Annotated in this window: 18 protein-coding genes; 8 read left to right on the forward strand and 10 right to left on the reverse strand. The window is 71.3% G+C overall.

Annotated elements, in window-relative coordinates; translation table 11 throughout:
* Positions 1 to 116 precede the first annotated feature (116 nt).
* A complete protein-coding gene (locus ABZS51_RS34145; protein WP_310711549.1) occupies positions 117 to 2,210 on the forward strand; it encodes a SpoIIE family protein phosphatase in 2,094 nt (697 codons plus the stop codon).
* Between the two features lie 242 nt (positions 2,211 to 2,452).
* The gene (locus ABZS51_RS34150) at positions 2,453 to 4,129 is read left to right on the forward strand and encodes an RNA polymerase sigma factor (protein WP_355449901.1); all 1,677 of its coding nucleotides are present in this window, start codon (positions 2,453 to 2,455) and stop codon (positions 4,127 to 4,129) included.
* A gap of 75 nt (positions 4,130 to 4,204) precedes the next feature.
* Here ABZS51_RS34150 and ABZS51_RS34155 read toward each other — a convergent pair whose 3' ends face one another.
* A complete protein-coding gene (locus tag ABZS51_RS34155) occupies positions 4,205 to 4,945 on the reverse strand; it encodes a peroxide stress protein YaaA (protein WP_355449904.1) in 741 nt (246 codons plus the stop codon).
* Positions 4,946 to 5,256: 311 nt separating this feature from the next.
* On the opposite strand from ABZS51_RS34155, the gene ABZS51_RS34160 reads away from it, so the two are divergent.
* Positions 5,257 to 5,955, forward strand: coding sequence for a GNAT family N-acetyltransferase (locus tag ABZS51_RS34160; protein ID WP_355449907.1), 699 nt, complete (start codon positions 5,257 to 5,259; stop codon positions 5,953 to 5,955).
* 251 nt (positions 5,956 to 6,206) lie between these two features.
* Here the strand turns inward: ABZS51_RS34160 and ABZS51_RS34165 are convergent, their stop codons facing one another.
* On the reverse strand, positions 6,207 to 6,437 hold the full coding sequence (locus ABZS51_RS34165; protein WP_310711545.1) for a hypothetical protein: 231 nt from the start codon (positions 6,435 to 6,437) through the stop codon (positions 6,207 to 6,209).
* Positions 6,438 to 6,704: 267 nt separating this feature from the next.
* Here ABZS51_RS34165 and ABZS51_RS34170 point away from each other — a divergent pair, with 267 nt between their 5' ends.
* Positions 6,705 to 8,771 (forward strand): DNA topoisomerase IV subunit B, encoded by a 2,067-nt coding sequence (locus ABZS51_RS34170; RefSeq protein WP_355449911.1) that lies wholly within the window; start codon positions 6,705 to 6,707, stop codon positions 8,769 to 8,771.
* A gap of 219 nt (positions 8,772 to 8,990) precedes the next feature.
* Here ABZS51_RS34170 and ABZS51_RS34175 read toward each other — a convergent pair whose 3' ends face one another.
* Together ABZS51_RS34175 and ABZS51_RS34180 are read right to left on the reverse strand one after the other, a co-directional pair.
* A complete protein-coding gene (locus tag ABZS51_RS34175; RefSeq protein WP_355449914.1) occupies positions 8,991 to 10,235 on the reverse strand; it encodes an SGNH/GDSL hydrolase family protein in 1,245 nt (414 codons plus the stop codon).
* Positions 10,232 to 11,671, reverse strand: a complete 1,440-nt coding sequence (locus tag ABZS51_RS34180) for an MFS transporter (RefSeq protein WP_355449917.1) — start codon at positions 11,669 to 11,671, stop codon at positions 10,232 to 10,234. The genes ABZS51_RS34175 and ABZS51_RS34180 overlap by 4 nt, the downstream gene beginning before the upstream one ends.
* A gap of 132 nt (positions 11,672 to 11,803) precedes the next feature.
* Between ABZS51_RS34180 and ABZS51_RS34185 the strand changes: the two genes are divergently transcribed.
* Positions 11,804 to 12,424 carry a TetR/AcrR family transcriptional regulator gene (locus tag ABZS51_RS34185; RefSeq protein WP_310711541.1) on the forward strand — a complete coding sequence of 207 codons (621 nt, stop codon included), beginning with the start codon at positions 11,804 to 11,806 and terminating at the stop codon, positions 12,422 to 12,424.
* Here ABZS51_RS34185 and ABZS51_RS34190 read toward each other — a convergent pair.
* Positions 12,414 to 13,469, reverse strand: a complete 1,056-nt coding sequence (locus tag ABZS51_RS34190; RefSeq protein ID WP_355449920.1) for a hypothetical protein — start codon at positions 13,467 to 13,469, stop codon at positions 12,414 to 12,416. The genes ABZS51_RS34185 and ABZS51_RS34190 overlap by 11 nt on opposite strands.
* A 45-nt stretch (positions 13,470 to 13,514) precedes the next feature.
* A complete protein-coding gene (locus ABZS51_RS34195) occupies positions 13,515 to 14,009 on the reverse strand; it encodes a carbonic anhydrase (protein ID WP_310711539.1) in 495 nt (164 codons plus the stop codon).
* A 139-nt stretch (positions 14,010 to 14,148) separates the two neighbouring features.
* Here ABZS51_RS34195 and ABZS51_RS34200 point away from each other — a divergent pair, with 139 nt between their 5' ends.
* Entirely contained in the window at positions 14,149 to 14,463 is a 315-nt protein-coding gene (locus tag ABZS51_RS34200) for a hypothetical protein (protein WP_310711538.1), read from the forward strand.
* Positions 14,464 to 14,538: 75 nt separating this feature from the next.
* On the forward strand, positions 14,539 to 14,910 hold the full coding sequence (locus ABZS51_RS34205; protein WP_355449924.1) for a VOC family protein: 372 nt from the start codon (positions 14,539 to 14,541) through the stop codon (positions 14,908 to 14,910).
* 171 nt (positions 14,911 to 15,081) lie between these two features.
* Here the strand turns inward: ABZS51_RS34205 and ABZS51_RS34210 are convergent, their stop codons facing one another.
* From ABZS51_RS34210 to ABZS51_RS34220, 3 genes are all read right to left on the reverse strand, one after another.
* Positions 15,082 to 16,545, reverse strand: a complete 1,464-nt coding sequence (locus ABZS51_RS34210) for a M4 family metallopeptidase (protein ID WP_355449927.1) — start codon at positions 16,543 to 16,545, stop codon at positions 15,082 to 15,084.
* 104 nt (positions 16,546 to 16,649) lie between these two features.
* A complete protein-coding gene (locus tag ABZS51_RS34215) occupies positions 16,650 to 16,811 on the reverse strand; it encodes a hypothetical protein (RefSeq protein WP_355449930.1) in 162 nt (53 codons plus the stop codon).
* A 222-nt stretch (positions 16,812 to 17,033) separates the two neighbouring features.
* Positions 17,034 to 17,720 carry an alpha/beta hydrolase gene (locus tag ABZS51_RS34220; protein ID WP_355449933.1) on the reverse strand — a complete coding sequence of 229 codons (687 nt, stop codon included), beginning with the start codon at positions 17,718 to 17,720 and terminating at the stop codon, positions 17,034 to 17,036.
* A 125-nt stretch (positions 17,721 to 17,845) separates the two neighbouring features.
* Here ABZS51_RS34220 and ABZS51_RS34225 point away from each other — a divergent pair, with 125 nt between their 5' ends.
* Complete coding sequence (locus tag ABZS51_RS34225) at positions 17,846 to 18,847, forward strand: WYL domain-containing protein (protein ID WP_355449935.1); 1,002 nt, start codon at positions 17,846 to 17,848, stop codon at positions 18,845 to 18,847.
* Positions 18,848 to 18,875: 28 nt separating this feature from the next.
* Here ABZS51_RS34225 and ABZS51_RS34230 read toward each other — a convergent pair.
* Positions 18,876 to 19,761 (reverse strand): endonuclease/exonuclease/phosphatase family protein (locus tag ABZS51_RS34230; protein ID WP_355449938.1); only part of this gene is annotated, 886 nt, incomplete at its 5' end.

The following is a 19,761-nucleotide window of genomic DNA, read 5'->3' on the forward strand; positions in this document are numbered from 1 at the left end:
TGCCCATCGCCGATGATGTACAGCAGGATCCGGTCGCCCGGAGCTGCGCTACGCCGATACACAGTTATGGAGATGTGCCGCGTGGGAGACCCTGGCACGCGACGGAGGTGCCGACCATGAGCGCCGAGACCTCCGTTCCCCGTCCCCGGGAGTCGGATGTGGACATCTCAGACTCCGCCCTCTTCGGGGGCCTGCTGTCGGAGGCACAGTACGCCTTCGCGTTCTTCGACCCCGACGGCCGGGTCCAGCGGGTCAACGACCTGTTCACCGACGTCGTCGGCGTGCCCGCCGAGCGGCTCGTCGGCCGCGTGCCGGTCGATGCCCTGGCCGCCGACCTCAGCCAGCTCATCACCCACGCGGTGCAGGGCGTCATCGAGAGCGACGCGCCGGTGAGCGAGAGCCGGGTGCGGGTCCGCACCCCCGAGGGTGAGAACCGCCACTGGTCGCTGTCGTTCTCGCCGGTCCACGACGAGGCGGGGGAGCTGCGCGCCGTCGCCCTGGTCGGGCTCGACGTGACCGAGAGCCGCCAGACCGAGGAGGACCTGCGCCGCAGCGAGGAGCGTTACCGGTCACTGGTCGAGGCCCAGTCGCAGCTCGTCTGGATCACCTCGCCCACCGGCACGGTCGTCGAGGACGCGCCGCAGTGGCGCGCCATCACCGGGCAGGGCCTGGAGGAGTACCTCGCGCACGGCTGGCTGGAGGTCGTCCACCCCGAGGAGCGCCGGCAGACCGAGGAGGCCTGGAAGGAGGCGCTGCGCGGCCGCACCATGTTCGAGTGGAACTACCGCGTGCGCACCCGGGCCAGCGGCTACCGCCACTTCGAGGTCCGCGCCGTGCCCATCATCCGGCACGGCCGCGTGGTCGAGTGGGTCGGCGCCAACACCGACGTCACGCCGCAGCGCGAGGCCGAGGAGATGCGGGGCCGCCTGACCGACCAGCTCGGCGCCGCCGCGCTGCGCACCGCCCGGCTCCAGGGCGCCACGGCCATACTGGCCGAGGCGCTCACCGTGGAGCAGGTCGTGCAGGTCATCATCGACGTGGGCCGCACCGCGCTGGCCGCCGACCGCTCGGCCGTCGCGCTGCTCGACCCCGACCGGGCCGCGCTCAAGCTGATCAACGGCGAGGGCGTCCCCGAGGCCGCCGGCGCCCCCGGCGAGGAGATCCCGCTCTCCCACACCAGCGTGCTCACCATGGCCGTCAACAGCCGGCGGCCGGTGTTCGCCGAGTCGCCCGACAGCCTGCGCTCGCAGCTCCTGGAGGCCGGCGGCGACGAGCAGGTGCTCGCCAACTACTTCACCAACAGCGACGAGCGGGCCTGGGTGGGCCTGCCGCTGCTGGCGGCCGGCCGGGCCCTCGGCGCGCTGCGCTTCTCCTTCACCAGGCCGCAGAAGATCTCCCAGGAGGACGGCGTCTTCCTGGAGGCGCTGGCCGGGCAGTGCGCGCTCGCCGTCGAGCGGGCGACGCTGTTCGAGCGGGAGCACAAGACCGCCGAGACGCTCCAGCGCAGCCTCCTGCCCGACCGCCTGCCGGTGGTCAAGGGGCTGGAGCTGGCCCAGCGCTTCCGCTCCGGCAGCCGCCACGTGCAGGTCGGCGGCGACTGGTACGACGCGTTCGTGCTGCAGGACGGCCGGGTCGCGGCCGTCGTCGGCGACGTCATGGGCAAGGGCGTCAAGGCCGCCGCCGGCATGGGTCGCATCCGCAACGCCATGCGCGCCCTGGCGCTCACCAACCCGCCGCCCGCGGCCGTGCTGACCGGTCTCGACCGGGTCTTCGACGCGACCGAGGAGGAGGAGCAGGTCACGACCCTCGCGTACATGGTGGTCGAGCCCGTCACCGGTGAGGGCACGCTGGCGCTCGCCGGTCACCCGCCACCCGTCCTGGTCTCGCCCCAGGGCACCGCGATGCTCTGCGACGCCACGCCGGGGACGCCGCTCGGCTGGCCGACGAGCCGCCGGCAGTACCGGTTCGTGGTGCCGCCGGGTCACACCGCGGTGCTGTACTCCGACGGTCTGGTGGAGAACCGGAAGCGGGGGCTGGACGCCGGTCTCGCAGAGATTTGCAGTGTTGTGACCGAAGCGCCGCCTGAGGTCGTCAGTAGTCCGCACATGTTGCTGGATTTCCTGGTTGACCGGATGTTGTCGGGATATGAACAGGATGATGACGTTACCGCCCTGGCCATCCACGTGCCGCCCGCCACGAAGAGTGACTGAATGAAACAGTCATAAGGGTTGCTTTCGGGTATCAGTGGCGCGCTTACGTACGCACTACTGCCTTGGTCGGCCTAGGGTGGAGGTCAACCGCCGGGAGGTGGCCGTATGGAGTGCGAGGTCGTGCCACAATGCTGGGCAGGTCCGTCGCGGTCCGCACGGCCTCACCGATCTCCGAGAGAGGCAACAGCCCCCCAGCGGGCATCTGGGTCCATTGTCGCCACGCGTTCGTTCGAGAGGTGTTCGTGTCGCCTGCAAGTTCGACTCGCTCGAAGCCACAAGAGCTGAACGAGCCCGTCATTCAGCGACTGCTCGAGCGTGGGCGCTCGCAGGGTTTCCTCGAGTCCGAGGATGTTCGCCAGGCCTTCGAGGAGGCGGACATCCCCATGTCACACGCCGCCGCGTTCTTGCGGAACCTCAGCAAAGAGGGCGTGACCGTGGTGGTGACCGCCGCGGATTCGGCTGCGCCGAAGAAGTCTCGGGGACCAGCAAAGCGCCGCACCGCCGCCCCCGTCAAGACCAAGACCGCGGCGGCCGCCAAAGAGCAGCAGCCTGAGACCGTGACCGCGGTCGTGGGGGCGGCCGAGGCCGCCGAGCCCGCCGCCGCGGCCAAGAAGCCGGTCACCGCCAAGCCCGCCCCGCCCAAGCCGGGTCCCACCAAGAAGGCCGCCCCCGCGGCGGCCAAGAAGGCGGCGCCGGCCGCCAAGAAGGTCGCGGCCGACAGCGCCGGGCCTGCCACGACCAAGCCGACCTCTCCGGAGGGCGTCGACGACGACGAGGACATCGAGCTCGACGGGGACGTGGAGCTCGAGGACCTCGAGGACATCGTGGTCGAGGACGACGAGATCGTCGCCGAGGCCGAGCCGGAGACCGACGAGGACACCGACGAGGAGCCCAAGGCCGCTGAGGTCGCCGCCGTGGCCGCGACGGAGAAGAGCGAGGACGAGGTCCTCATCCTCTCCGACGACGACGATGACGCCCCGGTCGCGCAGGTCGCGGCCGCCGGCGCCACCGCCGACCCGGTCAAGGACTACCTCAAGCAGATCGGCAAGGTCCCCCTGCTCAACGCCGAGCAGGAGGTCGAGCTGGCCAAGCGCATCGAGGCCGGCCTGTTCGCCGAGGAGCAGCTCGGCAGCGGCGAGGCCGACGGCCTGCCGGTCGACGTCCGCGCCGAGCTGGAGTGGATCGCCGAGGACGGCCGCCGGGCCAAGAACCACCTGCTGGAGGCCAACCTCCGCCTGGTGGTCTCGCTGGCCAAGCGCTACACCGGCCGCGGCATGCTGTTCCTGGACCTGATCCAGGAGGGCAACCTCGGTCTGATCCGCGCGGTGGAGAAGTTCGACTACACCAAGGGCTACAAGTTCTCCACCTACGCCACCTGGTGGATCCGGCAGGCGATCACCCGGGCCATGGCCGACCAGGCGCGGACCATCCGCATCCCGGTCCACATGGTCGAAGTGATCAACAAGCTGGCCCGTGTCCAGCGGCAGATGCTGCAGGACCTCGGCCGCGAGCCCACGCCGGAGGAGCTGGCCCGCGAGCTGGACATGACCCCCGAGAAGGTGGTCGAGGTCCAGAAGTACGGCCGTGAGCCCATCTCCCTCCACACGCCGCTGGGCGAGGAGGGCGACAGCGAGTTCGGCGACCTCATCGAGGACTCCGAGGCCATCGTCCCGGCCGACGCCGTCAGCTTCACGCTGCTGCAGGAGCAGCTGCACTCCGTTCTCGACACGCTGTCGGAGCGCGAGGCGGGCGTCGTGTCCATGCGGTTCGGTCTCACCGACGGTCAGCCGAAGACCCTCGACGAGATCGGCAAGGTCTACGGGGTGACGCGCGAGCGCATCCGGCAGATCGAGTCGAAGACCATGTCCAAGCTCCGCCACCCGTCCCGGTCCCAGGTGCTGCGCGACTACCTGGACTGACCGTCCGGCGGCCGTACCAGCCGCGAGGAGCCCCGCACCGTTCCCGGTGCGGGGCTCCTCGGCGTCTCGGGCGCGTCAGGGCAGATGCACGTCGAGGGTCCAGGGGCGGGTGGAACGGGCCGGCTCCGTCAGGTCGACGGTGTGGCCGAGGGAGCGGAGGAGTCCGGCCAGCTCGCCGGGCGTCTCCGGGTCGGCGCCCGCGACGAGCAGGGCGCGGGCGATCTCCCCGCGGGTGGCCTTGGCCATGTGGCTGACGACCTTGCCGCTCCGGAACACGCGTACCGCCACCGAGCGGTCTCCCGGCTGCCAGGCGCCCGCGTACGTGGCCGAGCGCAGGTCCACGACCAGCCCTCCGGGGAGGGGATCGAGCTGGCGGGCCACCAGGGGCCGCCAGAAGGCCGCCAGGCCGCCCAGGGGAGGCAGGTTGACGCCCATCGACAGCCGGTAGGGCGGCACCCGGTCGGTGATCCGCAGGACGCCCCACAGGCCCGAGAAGATCAGCACCGCCTCCTCGGCCCGCTTCCTCGCCTCGTCGTCGAGGGTGGCCAGGCCCAGGTTGTCGTACAGGACGCCGGTGTAGAGGCCGGCGGCGGGGAGCGTGGGGGCGGTCCTGATGGCCATGTTCCTGGCCGTCTCGCCCGCCAGGCCCGGGGTCAGGCCCAGCACGTCGAGGGCGTCACGGCGCTTGGAGGCGCGCAGCAGCGCGGTGAGCACCCGCTTGCGCGGCTTGTCGAGGGCGGGGAAGGACAGCTCACCGACGGGCGGGCCACTGCCCTCGGACGCCTTGCTCTCGGACGGCGGCAACAGGATCAGCACGATGCCACACCCTATAAGCCCAGGCCAGCGGTCGCTTCCGCGGGCGCTGCATGCTTGCGTCTCGTAGGGGAGGTTCATCTTTGTCCTGTACGGCAGGCACGGGAGGGCCCACCCGCCGTACGGGGCTGGGGGCCTCCAGGGAGACGCCCGCTGACCCGCACGGGGCGAGCCGCCGTCACGCCGCATCCGAGCCGTTCCCTTCGGCGGCTCCGCCCACCTCCCGAGCCGCCTCGCCCTCCGAACCCCTCGACCTTTCCGGCTCTCCGGGGACTGTCGGCCGTTCGGGGTGGTCGGGTGGATAGCCTGCGCTGATGGATTTCGACAGACTTGTCCACGAAGCCTGGCCTGCGTTCGAGCGGCAGGCGTATGGCGACTGGATCCTGCGCTACGCCGACGGAGTGACGAAGCGGGCGAACTCGGTGCTTCCCCTCGGCCGGCCCGCCGACCTGGGAGCCGCGATCGGCGCCGCCGAGGAGTTCTACACGGCACGAGGGACGCGCACCGCCTTCTCGATGGGGCCCGGCGTGGTGCCCGAGCTCGACGCCGAGCTGGACCGCAGGGGCTACGAGGTGGTGGACCCGACCGCGGTCATGGCGCGCTCCGGCGACACGCCCGGACCCGCGCACCGGGTGCGGATCGAGGAGCACCCCTGGCGGGCGTGGGTGGACACGTGGTGGGCCGTGGACGGCCGGTACGCCGAGGGCCGGCAGGCGGCTGAGCGGATCTGCGCGGGCGTGCCGGCGTGGTACGCGGCGGTCGAGGAGGACGGCGTGCCGCTCGCCGTGGGCCGCGCCGTGCCGCAGGGTGACACGCTCGGGATCTTCTGCATGGCCACGCTGCCGGAGGCCCGCCGCCGCGGGCTGGGCCGCAGCGTGCTCCGCGCCCTGCTGCTGAGGGGCGGGTCGCGGCCGGCGTACCTGGTGGTGACCCGCCGCAACGAGACCGCCCAGGCCCTCTACGCGAGCGAGGGCTTCACCTTCCGCCAGGGCTATCACTACCGCGTCCGCTGACTCGGACGCTCTGCCCCCTCACCCTTGCCCGTACTGCCGGGGCGCGACCGTGCTGCCGGCACTTGTCCGTGCTGCCGTTGCTCGCCCGTACGGCCGGCACTTGTCCGTGCTGCCGTTGCACGCCCGTACTGCTCGTGTTCGCCCCTGCTGGCCGGCTCCCTGCTGGAACGCGAAACGGCGGCCCCGGGCATGCCGGAGTCGCCGTTTCGCGCTTGTGCGTTATGTGGTTATCTCGTCACGACGGGCGCCGGTCAGCGCTCGTCGTTGTGGGCAATTACAGGGGTTTCGCTGAGCCGTGCCGACTCGTCCAGGATGTCGGCGCCCTTTTCGCGCAGCGCCGCAATGTGCTGACGCCCGTGGTGGGCACAGAACAGCAGCTCCCCACCCACAGGCAGGGTCGCGCGAATGTAGGCCTGGGCACCGCAACGGTCGCAGCGGTCGAGGGCCGTCAGCGGCTTAACGGGGGCGAGAGCTCCAGTCACGTATCGCCTTTCGGGTCACCCCCGCCGAAGCGAGGATCTGGCGTCAGTCACTTGGAACAACATCTAACCGGACGTGGACGTTCCCAACCGCCGCCTCGCTACGCCCAGAGCGGAATGTGTCCGAAAGTAATGACGATCAGGCCGTTGGTAACGGCAAACGTGACCGCATGGCAAGCTTGGACGCGCGCACGTGCGCAAGTACGCCTGCGCAGGAGAAGGACGGTAGGCTGCGCACAGGTGTTCGATGACCAACCCGGAGGAGCTGGAGTGACCCTAGTGGAGGCCGGTTACACGGCTCGTCACCTCTCGGTGCTGGAGGGGCTCGAAGCGGTCCGCAAGCGTCCGGGCATGTACATCGGGTCCACCGACAGCCGCGGGCTCATGCACTGCCTCTGGGAGATCGTGGACAACGGCGTCGACGAGGCGCTGGGGGGTCACTGCACCCGCATCGAGGTCGAGCTGCACGCCGACGGCTCCATCGAGGTGCGCGACGACGGCCGCGGCATCCCCGTCGACATCGAGCCCAAGAGCGGCCTGGCCGGCGTGGAGCTCGTCTACACCAAGCTCCACGCGGGCGGCAAGTTCGGCGGCGGCTCCTACGCCGCCTCCGGCGGCCTGCACGGCGTCGGCGCCTCCGTGGTCAACGCGCTGTCGTCCCGCCTCGACGTCCAGGTCGACCGCGACGGACGCGTCCACGAGATCAGCTTCCGCCGGGGCGTGCCCGGCGTGTTCGACGGCGACGGGCCGACGGCCAAGTTCCGCAAGAAGTCCGGGCTGCGCGACGGCGGCGGGCTGGCCCGCGCCGTCACCGGCACCCGCGTCCGCTTCTGGGCCGACAAGCAGATCTTCCTGCCCGACGCCGAGGTGTCGCTCGACGAGATCCACGTCCGGCTCCGCCAGACCGCCTTCCTGGTGCCCGGCCTCACGCTCGTGGTCGTCGACAGCCGCCACGAGGAGCGGGTGGAGGAGGAGTTCCGCTTCGACGGCGGCATCTCCGAGTTCACCGAGTTCCTGGCCCGCGACGAGGCCGTGTGCGACGTGCTGCGCCTGCAGGGCGTCGGCCACTTCCACGAGACGGTGCCGGTCCTCGACGACCAGGGCCACATGACGCCCACCGAGGTCGAGCGGGAGCTGACCGTCGACGTGGCCGTGCGCTGGGGCCGCGGCTACGAGTCGACCGTCCGCTCGTTCGTCAACGTGATCGCCACCCCCAAGGGCGGCACCCACATCACCGGCTTCGAGCGCGGCCTGGTGCGCACGATCAACGAGCAGCTGCGCGAGACCCGCCTGCTGAAGAACGGCGACGACCCGGTCACCAAGGAGGACATCCTCGAGGGCCTCACCGCGGTCGTCACCGTCCGCGTGCCGGAGCCGCAGTTCGAGGGCCAGACCAAGGAGGTCCTCGGCACCTCCGCGGCCACCCGCATCGTCTCCCATGTGGTCTCGCGCGAGCTGAAGGAGCTGTTCGCCAACCCGCCGCGCGGCTTCAAGCAGCCGCTGCGGGCCGCGCTGGAGAAGATCGTCGCCGCCGCCAAGGCGCGCATCGCCGCCCGCGAGCACCGCGACAACCAGCGCCGCAAGAGCGCTTTGGAGAACTCCGCGCTGCCCGCCAAGCTCGTGGACTGCCGCAGCGACGACGTCGACCGCAGCGAGCTGTTCATCGTCGAGGGAGACTCGGCGCTGGGCACGGCCAAGCTGGCCCGCGACTCGGAGTTCCAGGCGCTGCTGCCGATCCGCGGCAAGATCCTCAACGTCCAGAAGGCGTCGATGAGCGACATGCTCAAGAACGCCGAGTGCGCCGCCATCATCCAGGTCGTCGGCGCCGGCTCCGGCCGCTCCTTCGACATCGAGGCGGCCCGCTACGGCAAGGTCATCCTCATGGCCGACGCCGATGTCGACGGCGCCCACATCCGGTGCCTGTTGTTGACGCTGTTCCACCGCTACATGCGGCCCATGGTCGAGGCCGGCCGCGTGTTCGCCGCCGTCCCGCCCCTGCACCGGATCGAGCTCACCAACCCCGGCAAGGGCAAGGAGAAGTACATCTACTGCTACTCCGACGCCGAGCTGCACAAGGTGCTGCGCGACCTGGAGCGGCGCGGCAAGCGCTGGAAGGACCCGGTGCAGCGCTACAAGGGTCTGGGCGAGATGGACGCCGACCAGCTGGCCGAGACCACCATGGACCCGCGCCACCGCATCCTGCGCCGCGTCCGCATCGAGGACGCGGAGGGGGCCGAGGGCATCTTCAGCCTCCTCATGGGCAGTGACGTGGCGCCGCGCCGCGAGTTCATCGTCAGCAGCGCGGCGGAGGTCGACCGCGACCACATCGACGCCTGACCGCTCCCGACCGTCCATGAGGCCGTCCGGGAGCCGTCCGGGTCACCCTCATGGGGTGGCCGGGCGCTGTTCGGTCACCGCCCGTGGGGTGATCGGGAGTTGCTCGGTCACGCTTCGTGGGGTGACCGGCAGGCCCTCCGTACCCGCTCCGGACGGCCGGCTTGCGAGTCACTCGAAGGCCCGCACCCGTGCGCGGGTGCGGGCCTTCGAGTGGGCGCCTCAGAGCTGGTCGGCGATGAGGCGGGCCATGGCGGTGTAGCCGGCGTCGTCGGGGTGCAGGTGGTCGCCGCTGTCGTAGGCGGGGTCCAGGACGTCGGGGTCGCCGGGGGAGGCCATGCCCCGATCGAGGTCCACGACCGCGTCGTACTCGCCGGAGGTGCGGATCCACTGGTTGACGGCGTCGCTGACGGCGGCCGCGTGCTCACCCCAGTGGTCGGAGTTCTTGAACGGCAGCAGGGTCGCCCCGACCACCTTGACGCCCTTCGCGTGCGCCTGCCTGATGAGCCGGCGGTACCCGGCGATCAGCTCGTCGGCGGAGACCACGGGCGCCGGCTTGTACGTCGGCGTGTCCGACTCGCTGAAGCCGATGTCGTTGACGCCCTCCAGCACGATGACCGTGCCGACGCCCGGCTGGTCGAGCACGTCGCGGCGGAAGCGGGCCGCTGAGCGGTCGCCGTACCAGGCCGAGTCGTTGAGCACCAGGTTGCCGCCGATGCCGGCGTTCAGGACGGGCCGGGGCCGGCCCAGGGCGGCGAGCCGCTCGGCCAGCTCATCGGGGTAGCGGGCGTCGGCGTCGGCGGTCGAGCCGAACCCGTCCGTGATGGAGTCACCGAAGGCCACCACGGCGTCGCCCGTCTTCGCGCCGCCCGTGACGTCGAGGCCGGACAGGTAGTACCAGGAGTGCGTCATCTGCGTGAAGGCACTCGCCGCGGTGTCGGCGCGGTGGTCGCCCCGCGCCCGGAAGCTGCCGGCGTACGCCTGCGAGTGGAACGTCGCCGGTCCGGTGGTCCCGGCGAAGTACAGGGTGACGGCCACCGACTGGAACGGGCGGACGTCGAGCCGTACGGGGTCGCTCACCAGCCGTCCACGGGCGGGGAGGCTGGTCGAGCGGGCATGTCCGAAGGTGAGGTGCCGTACGGACTCCGGCCGCACCGAGGCGCCCTGACCGGCGAGGGCCACGGTGGCGCCCGTCAGACGTACGGGGGACGGCCCGTAGTCGTTCGACAGCCGGATCCGCAGCGATGAGCCGCCCGCGGTGGGCCTGACCACCTGGCGCACGCTCTGGCCGCTGAAACCCTCCTCCGACCAGTTCGGCTCGAACCCGGCGCTGGGCCGCTGCGGCGCGGCCGTCCACGCGGCCCGCCAGTCCCCCCGCTGGTCGACGGCGGCGTGGGCATGGTCGGGAAAGGCCGTGGACGAGCCGAGTGCGATCACCAGGGCCGAGAGAGCTGCGACGAGATTCATGACATCTTCCGCTTCAGGACGACGGCGATGAGGACGCCGAGGAGGACCAGGGCGGCGTTCGCGGCGACGGCGACGGTGACGCCGTGCAGGATCGCCCCGGCGGACATGGCGCCCGCGGTCGCCGCGGTGACGATCGCGGACATGATCGGGGTGCCCATGGTGATGCCGACCTGCTGCGACATCGACGCCAGCCCGGTCGCCAGACCCTGCTCGTGGTCGGGCAGGCCGGTGGTGGCGGTGACCATGAAGCCGACGATGACCAGCATGTTGCCCACGCCGCCCAGGAAGGTGGCGGGCAGCAGCAGTCCCATCGAGTCCGGCGTGTCGCCGAGGAGGAGCAGGACGGCGGTGAAGACCGCCTGCAGCAGCCCGCCCCCGACCAGGACGGCCACGGTGGAGGTGCGGGCGATCGCCTTCGGCGCGAGCAGGCCGCCTGCCACGGTCCCGAGCCCCAGGACGCCGAAGGAGAGCCCGGCGGTGAGGGCCGAGAAGCCGAGGGTCTTCTGCATGTACAGCGTGAGCAGGTACACCAGGGACGTCTCGGTGACGAAGGCGAGCAGTCCTAGCACGTTGCCCCAGGCCACGGCGGGCTTCCTCAGCACGTGCAGCGGGACCAGCGGCTGGGCGGCCCTGCGCTCGACGAGGAGGAAGGCGACCAGCAGGGCCGCGCCGGCCAGCAGAGCCGCCAGGGCCACGGGGTGGGTCCAGCCGTGCTCGCCGGCCTGCGTCAGGCCGTAGACGATGCCGAGCAGGGCGAGGGTCACGGTCAGCGCGCCGGGCAGGTCTGCCTTGGGGCGTGCGGCGGGCCGGGACTCGGCGATGACGGTGGGGGCGACGGCGAGCACCGCGAGCGCGACGGGGACGTTGATGAAGAAGGCCCAGCGCCACGAGAGCAGGTCGGTCAGGACGCCGCCGAGGACGGCGCCGGCGGTGAACCCGGCCGACATGAGCGCGCCGTTGAGGCCGAGGGCCTTCTGGCGCAGGGGTCCCTCGGGGAAGGAGGTGGTGAGCAGGGCGAGCCCGGCCGGGGTCGCGGCGGCGGTCGCCAGCCCCTGGGCGACCCGGGCGACGATGAGCACCTCGGGGTTCGGGGCGAGCCCGCCGACCAGGGAGGCCAGGCCGAGGAGCGCGAGGCTGCCGAGGAAGATGCGCTTTCGGCCGAGCAGATCGCCGATGCGGCCGAACAGGAGGGTGAAACCGGCGGCGCTCAGGGCGAAGGCGGTGGCGATCCACTGCAGGTTGGCCAGGGAGAAGCCGAGGTCGTCACCGATCTCGGGCAGTGCCACGTTCAGGATCGAGAAGTCGACGGCCAGCATGAACTGGGCGACCAGCAGCACCGCGAGGGTGACCTTCAGCCGGACGGTCAGCCGCCGGGGAGGCGGCTCCTGCGCGGAGGCCGGAGCCGCGGCCCTGGGCAGGGGCTTCGTGGTGGACATGACGGGGACGTCCTTTCGGGTACACCAGTGCAAACGGTTCTGTGGTTCCGTTAAGATGCGAGAACGGTAGCACTCCTGCCGCCGTAAGGGAACCACAGTCCCGATAAGAGTGCTCGCGAGAAGGAGTCCGACATGGCCGCCGCTCCCCAACCCGGTGCCGTCCGCCCGGGAGGACGTACCGCCCGCGTCCGCGAGGCCGTCCTGCAAGCAGCGGGGGACACCCTGGCCGAGAAGGGGTTCGACGCCCTCGATCTCGCCGAGATCGCCCGGGTCGCGGGGGTCGGGAAGACGACCGTCTACCGCCGCTGGGGCACGCCCGGCGCGCTCGCCGCCGACCTGCTCGCCGACATGGCCGAGCAGTCCCTGCCCCGCGCGCGCACGGGCAGTGTCGACCAGGACCTGCGCGACAACGCCCGCCTGGTCGTCAGGACCCTCACCGACCCCCGCCAGGGCCGCCTGTTCAAGGCGCTGATCGCCGCCTCACTGTGCGACGAGCAGGCCGCGCGGGCGCTGCACCGCTTCTACGCCGTACGCATCGACGAGTGGGCCGGCTGCGTCACCGACGCCGTCGAACGAGGCGAACTGCCCACCGGGACCGACCCGCACCTGGTGATCGCCGCCGTCTCCGCGCCCCTGTACTACGCCCTGCTCAACACCGGGGAGCCTCTGGACGACGCCGCCGCGGACCGCGCCGCGGCGGGCGCGCTGGCCGCCGCGCGCGCCGGGGTCGCCTCGATGGAACCTAGGGGGTGATGGCCGGGTTCGTGCCCAGGATGTGCTCGGTGGCCTGCGCGAGGTGGGGGAGGAAACGGGTGACCTCGGCGGCGCGCCGGCGGAGGTCACCGGAAGAGGTGATGCCCAGGTCCGCCAGCGCGGCCTCGAACGACGGCAGCCGCGACCGGTGGAGCGAGGGCGCGTCCGCCGCCAGGATCGCGTGGCAGCGGGCGAACGTCGCGATGATCCAGAAAACGGCCTCACGGTGGTCGCCGCGCTCGGCCAGGTCCCGGCTGCCGTCGATCGCGATCGGCCGGGCCGCCGAGGTGATGTCACTGCTGAAGGGGAACGGAGTTCTCGCGACGCCTGCCGCGAGGTCGAACGTCGTGGCCAGCTCGCGCAGGTGACCCCGGACCCGTTCGGCATGGAGGTGCGAGCAGCCGAGGAGGTCCAGCATCTCCAGGTAGAGGCCGGACAGGCGGTAGGAGGCGAGGACCTCGCGCACCGCCGGATAGCGCAGCCGTACGGTCGGGTTGCGCAGCGCGGCGACGAGCGGCACATGGGCCGTGACCCCGGCGGCGAACAGCCACGTCATCACCTGCTCATGGAAGGGCCGCGGAGCGCCGGGCGCAGGGGAGGTCAGCGCCGTGGCGCGGGCCTCGATCCTCCGTACGGCGTCCTCGCATCTGCGGCGCACCCACGGGCGGGCGGCGAAATGCGACGCGACGTGTGCCTGGAGGGCGCGCAGGCGGCCGGTGGGGTCGTCGATGACGCTGTCCGTACGGAACGCCCCTGCCAGGTGGTACGAGCCCAGGACGTCGTCGGCGGACCGCAGCGCCGCCCAGGGGAGATGGCTCACCTCCAGCAGGACGCCCCGGTAACGCAGCTTGCCGGGCTTGGCCGGCGGCGGGTCCTGGGTCATGACCACGAACAGGTCCAGGTCCGAGGACGGCGGCAGCTCGGCGTCGTCCGGCAGGCCGACCGTGGACCCGGCGGCGTACGCCCCCCGATAGCGGGGGTCGGGACGCGCGTGCTCGGCCACCCAGCGCGCCGCGGCGGCGCGCGCGGCTCCCACTCTCACCATGACGACCATCATGGCCCGGCCGCGCGCGGTCCCCGCGGCGGCCGGTCACAGGGAGACGGGCATCAGCCTTCCCGTGTGGACGTCGTAGATGGCGCCGCCCACCGGCATGTCCTTCGGCAGGAACGGCGTGGTCCGGATGCGCGTGAGGTCGTGGCGCAGCGCCGCGTCCTGGTCCGGGACGGTGTGGAACTCGAGGCTGCGCGTGTCCACCCCGTTCAGTTGCGTCAGGTCGTGCACGTCGCCGTCCGTCACCTTGGACATGCCGCAGTCCGTGTGCGGCATCACCAGCACGCGCTCCACGCCCAGCAGGTACACGGCCAGGACCAGAGTGCGCAGGACGTCGTCGGTGACGCGGGCGCCCGCGTTGCGGAGGATCTTGGCGTCACCCGCCTGGAGCCCCAGCAGGCCCAGAGGGTCGATGCGGGAGTCCATGCACGTGACCACCGCGAGTCCGCGTGCCGCACGGCCCGTGAGGCCCGAGTTGGCGAAGTCCTTCGCGTATTCCGCGTTTCCGGCAAGCAGGTCGTCGAACTCACTCATGCTGAGATAGTGCCTCATGCCGTTTCGGCGGGCTTTCGCGGGGTCCCGACAGGCGGGAGTTGGCCAACGTCCCCCCATCGGCTGTCACCATGGGTGATGATGTCGTAGCCCTCAGTGTGAGTTGCCGAAGAAGGTTGCCGTGAGTAGGTCCGAATCCCTCGCCGCGTACTTCCGCACCCAGGCGCGGCGCCGCCTCGACCGGGTGGAGTCCAACGACGCGGGCCGCAACGCGCGGTCCGCGCTGGCGCTCCTCGACGCCGCCGCCTACGCGGCCGGGCTCGCGGACGACGATCCGCTGATCGAGCGGCTGGCGGAGGCCGGGTGCTTCGGCGAGTCCGGGCGGGAGGGGTTCGACCCGGGGCCGGAGGGCACCCGGCTGGTGCGCGGCTGGGAGGGCGGCGAGCCTCGCGAGCTGATCCTCGCCCTGCCGTCCGTCGCGGCCAGCACCACCTGAGGACGGCCCGAAGAAGGGGTGTGCGGGGGCGATGTCCGGGTAGCAAGGGCGTCGCAACCGACTCGGAGGTGTGTGGTGAAGGGCATCGCGGAATTCCGCTCGATCGTCTTCGACTGCGCCAACCCGCGCATGGTGGCCGAGTTCTACGCGGGACTTCTCGGCTGGTCCGTCGACCATCAGGAGGATGACTGGGTGGTCGTCACCGACGGCGGCTCGCCGAAGCGGCTGGCGTTCCAGCGGGTCGAGGACTACCGGCCGCCGATCTGGCCGCGCTCCGAGCGTCCCCAGCAGCTCCACCTCGACGTGACCGTGGAGGACATGGACCAGGCGGAGAAGGCGGTGATCGAGCTCGGCGCGACCAAGCACGACCACCAGCCGAGCGAGGAGGACAGCTTCCGGGTCTTCCTCGACCCGGCCGGTCACCCGTTCTGCCTCTGTCGCGACTGACGACCGGCCGGCCACGCCTCCGGTCCCCTAAGCAGCCGGACGTCCAGGACGCCCAGGAACAGTCCAGGGGCCCCCGCCCTGGTTCTCCGGCGCAGGAGGGGCCGGTCTCCCGCGGGAGACCGGCCCCTCATCTCATTGATCGGCGCACGTATCAGCGGGCCGCCACCAGGGTCAGGGGCAGGGCTGGTCGGCGGCGGTCACGGCGACCGCCGACCAGGCGGCCTGCACGGCGCGATACTCCGCTCCGCACTGACCGTAGAGCTCGGTCGCCGCGGCGAGCATCCCGGTGCGCGCGTCGGCGTAGTTGGTCGACGGGGTCCACTGCGTGCTCAGCGCGTGGAACCACAGGCGGGCGGCGGTGTCGCGGCCGACGCCGGTGACCGTCGCCCCGTCGCAGGTGGGGCTGTCGCCCCAGGCTGACGGGCCGCTGCCGTTGGCGAGCAGGAAGAAGGCGTGATTGCCGACCCCGGAGGAGCGGTGCACGTCCAGGTTGCCGACGGTGGGCGACCAGCAGTCGGCGGACACGCCGTCCCTGCTGGGCCGGTCCATGTAGCGCAGCGGCCCGGCCTTGAACACCTTCTCGCCCACCAGGTAGTCGGGCGCATCGGCGGGGTTGGCGGCGTGGAACTCCACCAGGTTGCCGACGATGTCGGCGGTGGCCTCGTTGAGCGCGCCGGCCTCGCCGGTGTAGACGAGCTTGGCCGTGCGGGCGATGACCGAGTGGGTGGCCTCGTGCGCCACCACGTCGAGGGAGGTGTACGGGTTGGTGGTGACCCCGTTGCCGTCACCGAAGCGCATGCAGTGGCACTGCGCGCTCCAGTAGGCGTTGGACAATCTGTCGCCCTCGTGCACCCCGGCGTTCAGGGTGCTCGGCCCGTCCGAGTACTCGGAGTTGCTGACGAGGGTGTAGCCGAAGGTCTGCTTGTAGAAGTCGTACGTCGTCGCGGCGCCCCACTGCACGTCCACTCCGTCGGTCTGCGCGTTGCTGGACCTGCCGTTGCCCCAGTCGCCGTCGGGGTCGGTGAAGTACCGCATGGTGTCGACGTCGTAGGTGCCAAACATGCCACGCGTCGGATCCGCCAGCATCCTCGTGCTCGACGTGCTGGAGACGGGGGTGGTGGTGAGCGGCACGTCGCCGGAGTGGAAGCCGTGACCGATGTCGGCCTGTACGTCGTCGTAGGTGGTGCGCACCCCGCCTGTCGCGGCGTCCACGAGAACGTGCAGGGCCGTCGGCAGGCCGCCTGTGCGGGTGCCGGTGACCAGTACGTCCCAGGCCAGCGCGGGCGCGCGGGCGGCGTCGTCGTCGCCGAGCGCCTCGATCACCAGCCGCGGCGGCCCGCTCGGCTTGTACGGGAACCTCTTGGCCGCGATCGCCGCGGCGGCCGGGCCGGACACCCGGGGTGTGGTGGACAGAGCGCTCAGCGTCGACAGGGTGCGGCTCTCCGGAGCCTTGTCCCCGTGAGTGATGATGTCGCCGCCGAGCACGGGTAATCCCTGGTACGTACGCTCGTAGTGGGTGTGTCGGGTACCGCCGGGGCCGGTGACGGTGCGCAGGGCGTGCAGTTCCTCGCCCGGAGCCGCGTACGCGGGCGGTGCGACGGCCACCAGGCCCGCCAGCAGGACGCCTGCCAGCACAATGCCAGTTGAACGCACATTTCCTCCGATGCTCAGTCAGGTGGTGTACTGCGGACCGTAAGGCGAGATCTTGCCGTGGTCATGACCATGAGCCAAGACCCTGCTCATGTCCGGCATGCGTGCCGGACCCAGTCGAGGGCGTGGTCGGCCACGTCCTGCCAGCCGTCCTCGGCGATGAGCAGATGGGAGCGGCCGGCGAATCTCTCCCACGACGGCGGCGTCACCCATAAGCCGTGGATCAGCATGATCGGGGCCTTGGTCGTCACGACCCTCCCTGTGGGAGACAGAACGGTCTGTATATGCGCCAGACGATACGCAGACCGTTCTGTTCATGTCAACGCACGAGTCAAGGCTGTGACCGCGGCTCTCACCGAGACGACAACGGCCCTGCAGATGGGGCCGGGCGCGGGCGACGAGAAGGCTTGTTCGGCGGCGGACATGGGTTCGTCGTCGTGGACGAGCCCCACGCGGGAGTACAGCCGAGGGTTTCAGGCCTCGGAGGCGGCCGCGGCCAGGATCCGGGCGAGCTCGGCCGGCTTGGTGATCATGGGCCAGTGGCCCGAGTCGATGTCCACGAGCTCAAGGTGTTCGGCCCTGGCCAGCTCTGGCACGTCACCGGCGGCGATCCACTCCTGAGCCTGGGCAGGGGTGAACTCGGGGCACACGACGAGGACGGGGACGGAGAACCGCCGCTCGTCCGTCAGGCGCACCACGCCCTTCGTCACCCCCGCGGGGACGGGGATCGCCGCGGACGCGAAGTCCCGCCTGGCCTCCTCGCCGAGGTCGGCCGAGTCCGGCCCTTCGAACGGCTCCCAGCCGGGGAAGGGCATGACGCCGTCCTTCAGCTCGAAGAAGTCGGCGTAGGGCTGCCCGCCGGCGGCCGGGAAGCCGCCGATGAACGCGGCCTTGGCGACCCGCTCCGGGCGCGCGTCGGCGGCAAGCCATGCCAGCGTGCAGGCGGCGGAATGCCCCACCACCATGGGCTTTCCTGACGCCGAGTCCACGGCTGCGAGCACCGCTGCCGCCTGGTCGTCGAGAGTGGCGGAGGCGGATCCGTCGCCCTGCCCGGGCAGCGTGATCGGCACGGGGCGGTGGCCGAGCGCCTCGAGGGCGGGCACGACGTCGTCCCATGCGGATCCGTCGAGCCACAGGCCGGCGATGAGCAGGATATCCATGATCGTTCTCTTTCTTCAGCGGGTTCCGGCGGAGTCCTGCCAGGGGACTCGGTCAGGACGTCAGGCTAGGCCCGATTCCGGACGTTCTACTTCCTGTTCATCCCGTGACCTCCTAATGTGCTCGTGTGCCGACCGATCTCAGTCCCACCGCACGGGCTCTGCGCGCCATGGAGATCCTCCAGACCCGCCCTGGCGTGACGGCCGGCGAGCTCGCCGCCTGTCTGGGCGTCACGGAGCGGGCCGCGCGCCGGTACGTCGGGATCCTCCGCGAGGCGGGCATCCCCGTCGAGTCGGCCCGCGGCCCCTATGGGGGGTACCGGCTCGGACGCGGGACGCGACTGCCTCCGGTCGCCTTCACCGAGCCCGAGGCGCTTGGCCTGGTCATGGCGGTGCTCGACGGCCAGCCGGCGGCCGCCGACGTCGGCGACCTCGTCGGCGCCGCCCTGGGCAAGGTCATCCGGGCTCTGCCCGAGAGTGTCGGACGGCAAGCGGCGACGCTGCGCGAGCATGCGTCCGCGGCGCCTGACCGGCTCTCGGCCCGTCCGGATCCCGCCACCACCAGCGCGCTCGTGGCCGCCATCGCGGACCGGCGGCGCGTGGTGATCGCCTACCGGAGCGAGTCCGGCAACGAGTGGGAGGCCGAGGTGGACCCCTGGGCGGTCGTCGTCCGCCACGGGCGCTGGTACCTGCTGTGCTACTCCCACCGCGCGGACGCCATCCGGACCTACCGGGTCGACCGCGTCCGCCAGGTCCGGCGGAGCACGGACGTGTTCGAGCCGCCCGACGGCCTCGACCCGGTGGCGGCGCTGGAGGAGAACCTGGGCACCGGGTGGGAGTTCGCCACGCGCGTCGTGTTCGACGCCCCCCTCGCCGAGGTGGCGCCCTGGATCAGGCCGCCCATGGGGCGGCTCGAACCGTCGGGGGACGGGTGTGTGCTCGTCGGCAGCACGAGCAATCCGACGATGTACGCGCAGGAGTGGCTGCCGAACGTACCGTTCCCCTTCCGCGTCGAGGGTGGGCCGGAACTGCGCGCCGCGGTCACGATGCTCGCTTCGCGTCTCGCCGCCGCCCTGGCGGGCCCGCCCATGGACGCCGCCACACCGGGCCCGGGGTCCGACCGGCCGTGACGCGCATCGGCGTCAACCGGACACACCCTCAGCCGGCGACGGTGACCGTGGCGAACGCGTTGAGGATGCGATGGTCGGAGCAGGCCTTGTCGCGGTTGGCGCCACAGACGTGGCCGATGGGTTGGGAGTCAGCTGTGTACGACACCAGCCGGTCGGCGGCGGCGAAGACGAGGTCCACCTTGCGAGCCTGGCCACAGGAGCCGAGCGGGAGGCTGCCTTCCGTGGTCTGCTCGCCCCAACCTGGACACGTCGCATCCAGGTCGTCGAGTTCGTGATACGGGCCGCTGTTGTGCGCGTTGTTCGCGGTGTCCACGCTCGAGTCGTACCAGGTGTCCAGCAGCGGGTCGTCGGGTTGGACATTGAAGTCGCCGGCGATGATGGCGGTGTCGCCCTGAGCGTGGTAGCGGTCAAGAACCTTGCGTACGTAGGTGAGCTGGGCAGCCTGGTAGGCGCGGTCGAACGTCACGTGGGTGGTGCAGAACTTCACGCTCGTCTTGCCGGCGATGGGAGCGCACAGCAACTTGCGCTGCAGGGCCGAACCGTCGTACGGCAGGGTGTACCGCTCGGTGGCGCCGAGGGGAAAGCGGCTGAACAAGGCTTGGCCGATGCCGGTGCCGTCGCAGTAGGAGGTGCCGTCGGCGGGCCTCATCGGCTCGTAGCGGGCGAAGTTGCTCGCATTCTGCGGCCAGCCGATCTGCTGGAGGTAGTCGATCAGGGCGCCGTACTGGTTGTGGCAGATCTCGTTGACTGAAACGAAATCCGGGTTGCGACCGCCGATGGAGCGACCCATGGCCTGAATGATGCCGTTGGTGGTGGAGCCCAGGTGGTAGGCGTGGCCGGCGATGTTCCAGTGCCAGATCTGGTAGGTGGCAGATGAGGCCGGCACCGGCGCCCCGGACATCAGGACGACGGCC

This window comes from Nonomuraea sp. NPDC005501 (assembly GCF_040605905.1).
Taxonomy (GTDB): Bacteria; Actinomycetota; Actinomycetes; order Streptosporangiales; family Streptosporangiaceae; genus Nonomuraea.